Genomic DNA, 12193 nt, shown 5'->3' with positions numbered 1-12193 from the left:
TCGGTTGCTGCTGCGAGCCTATCCCGTTCCAAATGTTGAGATGCCTTCGGGCAGGTCAGCGGATCGTGCATCGCCATAGGCCCGCATCCGCTCGCGCGTCGGCAAGGCGGCGCAATAGTCTTTGACCGGCAGATAATAAAAGAAATGCAACAACCGGTCGGCGAACCGCCAGGAGCCGTCTTCGCGCACATAAACATCGTGATAGCGCATAGCAGTCACCATTGGCTCGCCGTTGCGAACAACTTCGGCGTGCGAGGAAACAATGCCTGTGGCGTGATCTGGGTCGTCCTCGGACAGGGTGATGAGATGGTCGTGGGTGACATGAAATCCGAATTTGAGCGCCGCGAACCGATCACGATATTGGGCGCAAATCGCCTCGCGGCCAACCGCATCCATCACGCCATCGGCCGACCGGAACCGCCCGTTGCGCGCAAATAATGGGCCGACGATATCGAGGTCATGATTGTCGATATAAATTGTGTAGCGCGCCTGAAGCTCGGCGATCGCTATCCGGTCTTCGACCCGCCGCAATCGTGCGTCGAGGCTGTCGTCGGTCACTGATGCGACTTGAAGAAGGCCAGCTGCATGTCCTCGGCTAGACAGTCGATGATGGGCGGAACCAGCCGGTCGTGAAAGTCGATGCCCATGTGATGATCAAAAGCCGTTTCATCGCGAAATGTCGCCACGCAATAAAAAAGGTCGGCGTCCTCGTCCGATTGCAGCAGCTCATAGACCCAAACATCCGGCTCTTGCGCTTTGACTAGCGATTTTAGTTCGGTCTGCAGGGCGATGAAGTCGTCGCGCTTTTCGGACTTTACGCGCAGCGTCGCGATAAAGGATTTCGCCGGTGCCGTCATGAATTGCTCTCCACAGTTTTAATTATATGTGATTTTGACCGCTGGAAACGGCGCTAGTGTCAGGCGATATCGTGCAGATATTCGCGCGTATAGGTGCCATCCATGCAGGCCAGAATGTCGTCAATCAGCGCGACATTCTCTGGATTTTCCTGATGTTTCTTGTCGCCGCTTTCGTCGGTAAAGCTCTCGATCACGGCAAACATCTGCGGTTCGTCGAGGCGATAGAAGCGATAGAGCAATGTATAGGGTTCTTTGATGCTGATCGCCTCGATCTTCGGGATAAGAGCCAGAAAGTCCGCTTCCTTTTCGGACTTGATCTTGAAGCGCGCGAGGAAGGTGCAGGGCATTAATTTTTCTCCAGCTTGGTGTCGTCGGAAAGATAGCGATCGAGCTCGACATGGAAATGGCGCAGACGTGCTTCCTGTTCGCTCCATAATGGCCCGCGAAAACCACGTGACCGTGCGCCCTTTTGCACGATCGGCAGCAATTCGCTGTCCTGATCGAGCACTTCACCCAGATGTGGCGGCTCGCCTAGCGGAATATGGACGATATCTGGCCGCACCAGTCCGCTCGTGTCCGTGCCATCTTCCAATCCCATCCATGCGGGCGCTCCATAGCCAGGGATATCCTCATGCTTGAACAAGATTATCGTATCATAAGTGAACTGACCCGGATCCTGCGGGTGGGGTAAGAAGCGATGGAGGAAAACCGCTTCGGGATGACAGCCGATCTGTACATTGGGGAAAACGCCATAAATGGTCGAATCGGACAATTGGGTGTCGCTGAATTTTTCATAACCCAGATTATATTTGTCCGATCGTGCGCGCTTTGCTTGTTGGATGGCGGCACGGCTTTCCTGCGCCGTACCGGTATATTTATCCGGGTCAATTCCTGCATCAGCCAGCATCATCTTGATGCCTTCATTGACAGAAATCTGGTCGGGGAAGCGCGGCGATGGCTGTGCGAACGGAACGAACTGGCGGCTCATGCCATTGGGATAGAGATCGATTTGCGTGCGATCATCCATGACGCCTTGGGTCTGGGGATGGACACTGTGGAGGTGATAAATTTCATAAAAGGCGTCAACGCCGCCTTTCCAATTTGCCGCCCAGTCGGATTGCTTGTGCTGGATGACATGCATCTGATCAATGTCATAAAGCTCCAGATGGTCGGCGAGGGTGCCCAGATATTCGCGCAATGTCGGCACATCGGGATTCATGGAAATGAAGATAAGCCCCGCGACTTGCTCGCAACGCACCGATGTCATGTTGGTGTCGTGGCACAGCACGTCGGGGTTGAAAGTTTCTTTGTCTGTAATTTTCGCGTTGCTGCCGTCTAGGTTGAAGCGCCAGCTGTGGAAGGGGCAGGTGAACTGGTCGACCGAGCCAAAGGCATCGAGCGCGATCTGGCTGCCGCGATGCGGGCAGACATTATAGTGCGCCCTGATTTCATTTTCTTTGTCGCGCACGATGATGAAGGATTCGGTCCCGATATCGAATCGGAGAAAATCGCCAGCTTCGGGAATGTCGCTCACCACACCGGCCAATAGCCAGGTACGCGTAAACACCTTGTCCCATTCGCGGTTCAGCCACGCCGGATCAAAATATCGCTCGGGCGTTGGCCGTGCTGTGCCATTGTCGGGGCGCGGCACTTCGGCGTTGAAGGGGTGAGGTGACCCTACGTGAATCGCCCAATTCCTGAAATCAAAGTTCATTATTTTCTCCCGGCCTTTGCCACGACTCCTGTCCAACTTGCACGGGACAATAGCACGCTCTCAAAAAAAACAAACATGATTGATTGTTGAGCGATGCTGTGGCAGCATGTCCCCGACGAGTTGAAGAGTTGCGTATCGGCCGGCAGCGCCGAACGTTTTTTGAGGGGAGTGAACGGCAATGAGAATGCTTCTTGGTACGACGTCCGCGCTTGCGGCAGCGGTCTGCCTTTCGACGCCAGCTTTGGCGCAAGACAATAGTGGTGCACAGCCAGAAGCCGCGCAGGACGGTCAGACTGGTAACGCACAAGTTACCGGCGTCAGCGATATCATCGTGACGGCAACCCGGCGCGACTCCAATTTGCAGACCACGCCGGTTGCCGTCTCGGCCATCGACCAATCACTGATCCAACAGGCAAGTCCGCGCGATCTGGGTGATCTCGCCACCTTCGTTCCCAACTTCTCTGCGGCCACCATTACCGGTTTCAACGCAGCGTCCTTCTCGATTCGCGGCGTCGGCCAGAACAGCATCATCGTTTATTTCGAACCGCCGGTTTCGGTTCTGGTCGATGACTTTGTGGTGCCCAGCGTTCAAACGCAATTGCTCGATACGTTCGACATTGCCCAGGTTGAAGTGTTGCGCGGGCCGCAAGGCACTTTGTTCGGCAAGAATACGACGGGCGGGGCTGTCACGGTGCGGACCAAGCGTCCCGAGCTCAATCGCATTGGCCTCGACGGGCAACTTCTGGTCGGCAGTTTTGGGACGCTCAACCTAAAAGGGGCGGCCAATATTCCCATCTCGGATACTTTGGCTCTGAGGACCGTAATCGGCCACTCAAATTCGCACGGCTATTACAAAAATGGGGCCTGTTATGGCCCGGTCACTCCCTTTGCGGCGTCCAAATTTGCCGGCGCACAGGGCTGTGGTGACGGCGCCAACGTCGGCGGAGTGGACGTGTGGAACGGCCGTGTCAAACTGTTGTGGGAACCCTCTGACTCGGTCAGCGCCTTGCTCCAATATGAAATCTTGCGCGATCGTTCGGACAGCATCCCGACGGTGAGCGAAACACCGAATAGCCCGGCCTTTGTGTTTGATACATTGGGAGTGGGTGCCTCCAATCCGGCATCAAGCGATCCGCTCGACAATGCCGGCATATCCAATCGGCAGGGTGCATTGATCAAGATGCCACTTGGGCAACGGATTAACGTCGACGGGCTTTATATGAACGTCGATATTTCGACGAGCATCGGCACGATTACGTCGGTGAGCGGTATTCGCTGGCAGGATTCGCGCCTGCCCAACACCTATACCGGTCAGGCCCCTGTTGCAGCGGATGGTGACGTTTTGTCATTGTTCGACGCCAACCGTTCAGATGATCGCCGGACATGGCAGCAAGAATTGCGCTTCGCCTCTGATCTGGGCGGCCCCTTCGACTTTGTCGCGGGCGCCTTTTATCAAAACGACCGCACCAGTTTTTGCGTCGCGCAAGCCTTGGGGTTTTTGGACCTGACAGGCGGGCCACTGCCATTTGGCCCGTGGAACGACAATCCATATCTGCTTTGCAACGCGCAAAAAGCCCGGTCGACAGCCGTGTTTGCGGAGGGAACATTCAAGATCACGCCGACCGTGACTTTTACAGCTGGGGCTCGTTACACATGGGAACGCAAAACCTGGTTTGGTCGTCAACAGGTGTTCACGCAGCAGCTTAATGGCGGCTTTGATCCCACGATCAGCATCAGCGATGCGATCGACGCCAATGTTTTTGACTATCCTGCCGGTGTTATCAGCGTGCAATCTAAAGCCAATGAACCGACATGGCGAGCCAGCCTCAGTTGGCAGGCTGCGCCGGAAGTCTATCTCTATGGAACCTATTCGCGCGGATTTAAGAGCGGTGGTTTCAATGATCAGATCGGCAGTTTTCATCCGTTCGTCAACGCGGATGGCAGCGACAATCAGGCGGCCTTTGCCCAAGCTGCATCGGCGACTAATCCCGAAAAAGCCGACAGCTATGAAGTCGGCATAAAGACCCAAGCATGGGACAATCGGCTTCGGTTCAATCTGACCGGTTTTTATGTGGACTATAGCGATCTGCAAAAGCAGATTGTTGTGCCGCTGGTCGTCGGCGGACAGCAGTTTCAGGTAACGCGCTTTTTCAACGCTGCCTCGGCTACTGTGAAGGGGATTGAGGCCGAAGCGACATTGGTGCCGGTCGATGGTTTTACGTTGCGCGGTGTGCTGGGTTATCAGGACGGCAAATATAACCAATATGTCACGCCAATTCCGGCGGGTTATGATCTGTCGACCTCACCGCTTGATCGACTGCCCAAATGGCAATGGTCGGCCAATGCCACCTATGAAGTTCCGGTTGGGGATTATAAGCTGACGTTCAATGGCGACGTCAGCCACACCAGCCGCAACTTGTTTACCCAATCGATTAGCAGCCCGGCCGAGAATACATTTCTCAACGCGCGGACTTTGGTGAATGCGTCGATCACCTTGGCCGATGCCGACGACCGCTATTACATCCGCGCAATCGGTCGGAACCTGACCAACAAGCGCTACCGCACGGCATCACAGGTCGTCGGCGGTTTGTGGGCAAACAGCCAGTTCGGGCCGCCTCGTTTCTATGGCGTGGAACTGGGCGTGAAGCTGGGTCAGACTCGGTAATGGGAAAGGGTGCGGGGCTGCGTTTCGTTTCTGGAGTCATCCTGCTGGCAATGGCCGCCTGTTCGAAGGGGGGCGACCAGGCGGCGAATGATGCAGCCCCCGCCCGCATGAAATCCACCGATGAACTGGTCAGCCGGTCAGGCGACGCGATTGATCCCGACAATCATCCCGGCAAAGCTCTTTTCGCGGAAAATTGTGCCGGTTGTCACGAAGGTGGCGTGCCAAAGGCTCCGGCGGTCGTCTGGCTAGAGATGATGGCGCCCGACGCCATTTTGGGTGCGATGCAAGGCGGCGTCATGTCGCGCGAAGCGTCGCACCTTACCAAAAAGCAGCAAGTCGAAGTCGCGGAATATCTGACCCGCATCCGACTCGCCGACTACAAGCCGCCCGCGCCGCCCAAGCAATGTGTGGGCGCTGCCCTGAAATTCGCTGGTGATCCGCCCGCGAATATTGGCTGGGGCCATGACAATCGCCGTTTCGTTCCGGCTTCGGTCGGCGGAGTTACGGCAGGCGATGTTGCGGGGCTCAAGCTGAAGTGGGCCTTTGCCTATCCAGCTGCTGTTCGGGCGCGGTCGCAGCCGGCGATTGGCTGGAATAGCGTCTTTGTCGGCAGCCAGAACGGCACCGTTTACGCATTTGACCTCGCCACCGGCTGCGCCAAATGGACTTACCGGGCCAGCGCCGAAGTGCGGACCGCCATTGTCGCCGATGTCGCGAGCAAGCGGCTCTATTTCGGAGACATATTGGGCCGCGTCTATGCCATTGATGCGATAACCGGAAAGCAGATCTGGCGCGTAAAGATCGACTCTCACCCCAACGCGACGATCACCGGATCGCCCAGTCTTGGCGGCGACAGCCTGTTCGTCCCTGTCTCGTCGCTCGAAGTCACATCGGCTGCCGATCCCAAATATGCCTGTTGTACGTTTCGCGGCTCGGTCGCGGCACTCAATCCGGCGACGGGCAAGATTAAATGGAAGACTTATGTCATCCCGGATGCCCCGAAAAAACATGCGAAGACGCCGGACGGAACCGATATCCTCGGCCCTTCGGGTGCGCCGGTCTGGGGCAGCCCGACTTATGATGCCGCGCGGAACCGTGTCTATTTCGGGACGGGCGAAAATTACTCGTCGCCCGCCGACGGCAACAGCGACGCCATATTTGCGGTGGATGCGCGGACAGGCAAAATGATTTGGCAGCGTCAGTTGACCAAGGGCGACGCGTGGAATGTCGGTTGTATGGTCGGCAACGACAATTGCCCCAAGGAGCGCGGCCCCGACCTCGACCTGGCGGCCTCGCCGCTTCTGGTGTCCATCGGGAACGGAAAGGACATGCTGGTTCTGGGGCAGAAATCGGGCAAGACCTATGGTGTCGACCCCGATAACGGCAAGCTCGTCTGGGAGCAGCGTCTCGGCCACGGCGGAACGCAGGGCGGGGTCCATTTCGGCATGTCGGCGCAAGGGACGACGGTCTATGTCCCGATTGCCGATCTGGCCGACACCCATGACGGCCGCACCTATGACACACAACTCAACGGCGCGGGTATCCATGCGATTGACGCGGCGACGGGCAAGATATTGTGGCGACACAAGGCGGATAATGTTTGCGGCACGCGCCAATATTGCGATCCGGGCGTTTCGGCGGCATCCACGGCGATCCCGGGCGCGGTGCTGGCCGGCCATCTCGACGGTCGCTTCCGCGCCTATGCCCAAAAGGATGGCAAGCTGCTCTGGTCGTTCGATACGACCAAGCCGGTGAAAACAATCTCTGGCGTGATGGCAACCGGCGGCGCGATGAGCGGGTCGGGACCGGCGGTTTATAACGGCTATGTCGTGATCAACAGCGGCTACGGCCTTTACTATCACATGCCCGGCAATCTTCTGCTTGTGTTCGAGAAGAGCCGATAAGGAACGGACATGAAATTTACTCTGAGTGACGACCAGCGTCAGCTTCAGGAAGCGGCGCGGGATTTCGCGACGGCTGAATTGCCCGCCATCGCGACACGGCTTGAAATCGAGAATGTTCCCCCCGACCGTGCGCTGATCAAACGCTTTGCAGAGCTTGGCTTTCTGGGCGTCAATGTCCCTGAATCGCTTGGCGGGCTGGGCCTCGGCAATTTGGAAGCGCTCATCGTGTTAGAAGAGTTCGCGATGATCTCTTCCGCCGTGGCTTTCCCGATCTTTGAATCCTGTGTCGGTCCGGTGCGGGCGATCGAGCGCTTTGGGTCGGAGACGCTGAAACAACGCATCGTTCCGGCTGTGTGCAGCGGCGACATTGTGGTTGCGGTTTCTATGTCAGAGCCTGACGCAGGATCAGCGCTCACCGACCTGAAAACGCGCGCGACGGTGCGCGGAGATCGCATTGTCCTGAACGGCACAAAGCGCTGGTGCTCGGGCGGTGGCCATGCCGATGGCTATCTGGTCTATTGCCGCTTGTCCGACGACCCCGGCGCGAAGGGTATTGGAGCCGTCTATGTTGAGGGCGATGCACCGGGGCTCAGCTTTGGTCCGAATGAACATCTGATGGGCTTTCGCGGCATCCCGTCGTCGGATCTGAATTTTGACGATTGCGACGTGCCGCTCGACAATGTCGTCGTGCCCGCAGGGGGCTTTCGCAAGCTGATGGAAGCCTTTGATCTGGAGCGGTGCGGCAATGCGACCATGTCGATGGCGCAGGCGTCGGGAGCGCTTCGGGACGTGATCGGCTATGTCCAGGAGCGCGAGCAGTTCGGCAAGGCGATCGTCGACTTCCAGGCAGTGCAACTCAAACTCGCCGATATGCAGATGAAGGTTGAAGCGGCGCGGCTGCTGATCTGGCGCGCAGCGGCGAATGCCGAGGACGGGATGCCGTCAGTGCTCGAAAGTTCGGTCGCCAAATGCTTTGCCAACACCATCGCGCGCGAAGTGACCGGCGACGCGGTGCAACTCATGGGTGCTTATGGCTATAGCCGCGAGTTCCCGATGGAGCGGCGCCTGCGCGATACATGGGGCTGGGGAATAGCGGGCGGCGCGATTGACATTCAAAAAACCAATATTGCCAGCGCGATGGTCGGTCGCCGCTTTGACCAACGGCGCTGATATGACGTTGATTGCGGTCGCAAAGCTGGACGATGTGCCCGAAAACGGGGTCCTCGCACTCGCGGTCGAAGGGCATGACCTGTTGCTGGTCCGCACTGTTGCGGGCGTGTTCGCGATCGAGAATATGTGCAGCCACGCCTATTCGCGGCTTGATGAAGGGCGGTTGCGCGGGGTGCATCTCTTTTGTCCGCTGCATGGGCTTCGCATCGATGTGCGCGACGGTTGTCCGTCGGGGAAGCTCACTGACAAATCGGTCAAGGCGTGGCACGCAGAGGTCGATGCGGAAATGGTGATGGTGGATTTTACGCGGCGCAAAGACGCCGGTGCCTGAACGGCTGCTCCATATCGATGCCAGCCCGCGTGGTGAGCGGTCGCGGTCGCGCGACATCGCGGCCCATTATCTGGAGATATTGACGACGGCCCGGCCCGGCATAGAGGTTGAGCAGCTCGATTTGTGGGCGACCGATCTTCCCGATTTGGGTGATGGTATGATCGAGGGGCGCTATGCGCTCATCATGGGCGATGAGGTCGCGCCGGACATTGCGGACGCGTGGGACGTGGTCGGGCAACATGCGGCGCATTTCCTGAATTTCGATAGCTATCTGATTTCGACGCCGATGTGGAATTTCGGCATCCCCTATCGGCTCAAACATTTTGTCGATGTGGTGACCCAACCGGGCATGGTCTTTACCAACGATGCCGAAGGCCATGTCATCGGCCATGGCGCGGGCAAGCGCGCAACGATCATTGCGGCGAGCGCGATGGATATTCGACCCGATGGTCCGTTGGCCGCCTTTGACTTTCAGCTCGACTATCTTGTGACCTGGCTGCGTTTCATTGGGCTTGACGCCATTGCGACTCTGCGCGTGGCGCCGACCTATGGCTCCGCCGAAACGGTAGAGGCGGCAATGGACAAAGGACGGCGCGATGCCGCCCGTCTCGCGCTGGATCAGGCGTCCGATGCGGCGCGGGTGTAAACCAGATTGATGCTGCGGAACGAAATTACCTCCTCATCGCGCTGGTTCAGAACCGCGCAGTCGGTGATCGCTGTTCCGCGTGCCTTGCCGCTTTGCGAGGGCTTTAATTCCACGATCCGGGATGTGGCGCGCAATATATCGCCTGCACGCACTGCCTGTTTCATCCGTACCTCGTCCCACCCGACGCCGCAGACGAAATCAATGTCATGATTGATCTGATGATCCAGCTGCCGCCAGATCGCGAGGATATGGATACCGCTCGCGACCACTTCGCCAAAGTGCGATCCCCGCGCCGCGTCGGGGTCGGTATGAAACCATTGCGGGTCATATTGCCGCGCGAAGTCAACAATGTCGGCGGCACTGACGGTCTTTGCAGAGGATATCCGGCATTCCTCGACCTTCAGATCTTCGAATTTGCGTAGGGGGCGCATCACTTGGTCTCCTCAGCATCGCAATAGGCCGGAAGTGGCTGAACTTTCAAACCAAAAAACAATCACCACTGTATGTTTACTAAATCGGGATCGGGTCTATGATGAGTGAAACCGCACGAAAACTGGTGAAGGAGACCCGGCAAGGGTCGCTAATCCATCGACAGGCAAAGGGCGTCGAAACATGATTCCCGAAGACCATAGCATCATGCAATTCTCGTGGGTCGTGCGCGACCTGGAAGAGGCGGCGCGTCGCTGGCACCGAACTATGGGCATTGGCCCGTTCATCGTCAGCCGCCATCTCGCCATCTCGGGTGCGCGATATCGCGGCCAGCCGGTCACGACCGACTTTTCAACCGCCATCGCCCAAGCCGGATCCGTGCAGATTGAGCTGGTCGAACAGCATGACGACACGCCGTCTTGCTATCGCGATACCGTTGCCGCAGGGGCAGAGGCGATGCATCATGTCGCGTTGATTGCTGGCGATTACAACAGCGCCGTGCGGCATTACACCGATCGCGGGTTTGCAATCGCCAGCGACGGTCGCTTTGGCGATGTGCGTTTTTGCTATGTCGATACGTCGAAAATGATCGGCCATATGGTCGAGATATTGGAAGACAAGCGGGCCATTCGCGGGTTTTTCGCGGCCATCGTGCGCGCCGCTGAAACATGGGATGGCGACGACGCAACCTTGCTGCGCGAATTGTGAGAGTCAAAAGGCACTTGCAAAAAACAATCATGCCTGCTTTTTATTGGCGATTATTTTCTGAAGCGAACCCCGCTCGCGAAGACGGGTGCCTAGGGCGCTCGCAGTGACAATCGAAAGGACAGCCGGATGACGCAGGCAATCTACACCATGGGCGCCATGCTCCGCGAGAGTGCGGCCCGCCACGGTGATGCGGATGCGCTGGTCTTTCCCGAAACACGCCTGACGCACGACGGGTTGAACGCAGCGGCGCGGCGCTGGGCCAAGGCGCTGGTCGCCATGGGTGTGCAGCCGGGCGACAATGTCGGAATTTTTCTGTCGACCTGCCCGGATTTTGTCGAGATCATGTTCGGCGCGATGATGGCGGGCGCGGTTGCTGTGCCTATTAATGCCCGCTACCAATCGAATGAACTCGCCTATCTGGTGAAGGACGCCGATCTGGTCGTGTTGATTACGACGGGCCGCGTGGCGGACTCGCTCGATTTCGGGGAACGGGTGCGTGCGGCCTTGCCCAGTCTGGAACACATTGAAAACCGCCGGAAATTGGTACTTCCCGAAGCGCCCAAGCTGCGGCAAATTATCTGCCTTGATGCACCGCGCGCCGCCCATCTGATTGACGCACCATCGGCGCTGGAGCGCGGCGACGACGTCGGGGAGTCGGAGATTGATCGCCGCATCGATCATGTCGATCCGCAACAGACCTGTCTGATCCTCTATACGTCGGGAACGACCGCCAATCCGAAGGGCTGTATGATTAGTCATCGCGGCATGGTCGGGAACAGCCGCAATCTGGGCAAACGCTATCAGGTGAGCGTGGAAGATCGCGTCTGGTCGCCGCTGCCGATTTTCCACATCGCCGGCATTTTGCCGATGACGATGATCGTCGATGTTGGCGGTGCCTATCTGACGGTCCCGCATTTTGACCCCGGCGTGGCGCTCAAGATGCTGCAGGATGAAAAGGCGACCGTCGCCTATCCCAGCTTCGTGACGATCATGCAGGATTTAATCAGTCATCCGACCTTCCAGGATACCGACCTCAGTTCGATGCGGTTGATGAACAGCAATTTTGCGGTCCAGCCAGCGTGGATCAAGGACGCGATGGTGAAGGCCATGCCCAAGATCATCCATGTCGGCACCTATGGGCTGACAGAGGCGGCAGGCACTGTCTGCACCAGCCGGATAGAGGATAGTTTCGATTTGCGGACGGGCCGTCTGGGTGTGCCGCTCGACGAGTGGGAGGTACGGATCGTCGATCCCGAAACGGGCGAAGAATGCGCGTCTGGCGAGCATGGCGAAATCTGTGCGCGCAGCCCGAATATGCTGAAAGGCTATTACAACGCGCCCGACAAAACCGCCGAATCGCTTCGCGACGGCTGGTTGCACACCGGCGACATCGGCTCGATCGACGATAGCGGGCACATCATGTTCCATGGCCGGACCAAGGACATGCTGAAAGTGGGCGGAGAAAATGTTGCGGCGGCAGAGATAGAAGCGCTGCTGCAATCACACCCTGCTGTAAAGCTGGCGCAAGTCGTCGGCATCCCCGATGAGCGCTATGTCGAGATTCCTGCTGCTTTCATCGAATTGGCCGCCAATACGACGGCTTGTGAGGATGATCTGAAGGCGCATTGTGCGGGCAAGATCGCCAAGTTCAAACAGCCGCGTCACGTCCGCTTTGTCAGCGAATGGCCGATGTCGACCTCCAAGATCCAGAAATTCAAACTGCGCACGCAATTGATCGAGGAACTGGGCCTGTCAGGCACCTGAAAGGA

Annotated in this window: 12 protein-coding genes; 7 read left to right on the top strand and 5 right to left on the bottom strand. The window is 57.8% G+C overall.

Annotated features, from left to right (window positions below; all coding sequences use genetic code 11):
- Positions 1-18 precede the first annotated feature (18 nt).
- From ACR3XE_RS00410 to ACR3XE_RS00395, 4 genes are read right to left on the bottom strand one after another with little or no spacing between them, the layout of a single operon-like run.
- Positions 19-558, bottom strand: a complete 540-nt coding sequence (locus tag ACR3XE_RS00410; RefSeq protein ID WP_473699515.1) for a nuclear transport factor 2 family protein — start codon at positions 556-558, stop codon at positions 19-21.
- Complete coding sequence (locus ACR3XE_RS00405) at positions 555-857, bottom strand: putative quinol monooxygenase (RefSeq protein ID WP_473699516.1); 303 nt, start codon at positions 855-857, stop codon at positions 555-557. The genes ACR3XE_RS00410 and ACR3XE_RS00405 overlap by 4 nt, the downstream gene beginning before the upstream one ends.
- A 59-nt stretch (positions 858-916) precedes the next feature.
- The gene (locus ACR3XE_RS00400) at positions 917-1204 is read right to left on the bottom strand and encodes a putative quinol monooxygenase (protein WP_473699517.1); all 288 of its coding nucleotides are present in this window, start codon (positions 1202-1204) and stop codon (positions 917-919) included.
- Positions 1204-2571: an aromatic ring-hydroxylating oxygenase subunit alpha gene (locus ACR3XE_RS00395; RefSeq protein ID WP_486185823.1), complete on the bottom strand. Its 1368-nt coding sequence runs from the start codon at positions 2569-2571 to the stop codon at positions 1204-1206. The genes ACR3XE_RS00400 and ACR3XE_RS00395 overlap by 1 nt, the downstream gene beginning before the upstream one ends.
- 178 nt (positions 2572-2749) lie before the next feature.
- Between ACR3XE_RS00395 and ACR3XE_RS00390 the strand changes: the two genes are divergently transcribed.
- Genes ACR3XE_RS00390 through ACR3XE_RS00370 form a run of 5 tightly spaced genes read left to right on the top strand, consistent with a single transcriptional unit; the run spans position 2750 to position 9287 of the window.
- Entirely contained in the window at positions 2750-5236 is a 2487-nt protein-coding gene (locus ACR3XE_RS00390; protein WP_473699519.1) for a TonB-dependent receptor, read from the top strand.
- Positions 5236-7140 (top strand): outer membrane protein assembly factor BamB family protein, encoded by a 1905-nt coding sequence (locus ACR3XE_RS00385; protein ID WP_486185822.1) that lies wholly within the window; start codon positions 5236-5238, stop codon positions 7138-7140. The genes ACR3XE_RS00390 and ACR3XE_RS00385 overlap by 1 nt, the downstream gene beginning before the upstream one ends.
- A gap of 9 nt (positions 7141-7149) precedes the next feature.
- Positions 7150-8310 (top strand): acyl-CoA dehydrogenase family protein, encoded by a 1161-nt coding sequence (locus tag ACR3XE_RS00380; protein ID WP_473699521.1) that lies wholly within the window; start codon positions 7150-7152, stop codon positions 8308-8310.
- Position 8311: 1 nt separating this feature from the next.
- On the top strand, positions 8312-8641 hold the full coding sequence (locus ACR3XE_RS00375) for a Rieske (2Fe-2S) protein (protein ID WP_473699522.1): 330 nt from the start codon (positions 8312-8314) through the stop codon (positions 8639-8641).
- Positions 8634-9287 carry an FMN-dependent NADH-azoreductase gene (locus tag ACR3XE_RS00370; RefSeq protein ID WP_473699523.1) on the top strand — a complete coding sequence of 218 codons (654 nt, stop codon included), beginning with the start codon at positions 8634-8636 and terminating at the stop codon, positions 9285-9287. The genes ACR3XE_RS00375 and ACR3XE_RS00370 overlap by 8 nt, the downstream gene beginning before the upstream one ends.
- On the opposite strand, the gene ACR3XE_RS00365 is transcribed toward ACR3XE_RS00370, so the two are convergent.
- Positions 9260-9718, bottom strand: a complete 459-nt coding sequence (locus ACR3XE_RS00365) for a MaoC/PaaZ C-terminal domain-containing protein (protein WP_473699524.1) — start codon at positions 9716-9718, stop codon at positions 9260-9262. The two genes, ACR3XE_RS00370 and ACR3XE_RS00365, sit on opposite strands and share 28 nt — an antisense overlap.
- Before the next feature lie 181 nt (positions 9719-9899).
- Here ACR3XE_RS00365 and ACR3XE_RS00360 point away from each other — a divergent pair, with 181 nt between their 5' ends.
- Both ACR3XE_RS00360 and ACR3XE_RS00355 read left to right on the top strand, forming a co-directional pair.
- Positions 9900-10424 (top strand): VOC family protein, encoded by a 525-nt coding sequence (locus ACR3XE_RS00360; protein WP_473699525.1) that lies wholly within the window; start codon positions 9900-9902, stop codon positions 10422-10424.
- Between the two features lie 126 nt (positions 10425-10550).
- Positions 10551-12188 (top strand): class I adenylate-forming enzyme family protein, encoded by a 1638-nt coding sequence (locus tag ACR3XE_RS00355; RefSeq protein ID WP_473699526.1) that lies wholly within the window; start codon positions 10551-10553, stop codon positions 12186-12188.
- Positions 12189-12193: the final 5 nt, after the last annotated feature.

Source organism: Sphingopyxis sp. 10G20-10 (assembly GCF_057365075.1).
Note: the sequence above shows the minus strand (reverse complement) of the source record. Positions and strands in the feature narration are given on the sequence as shown.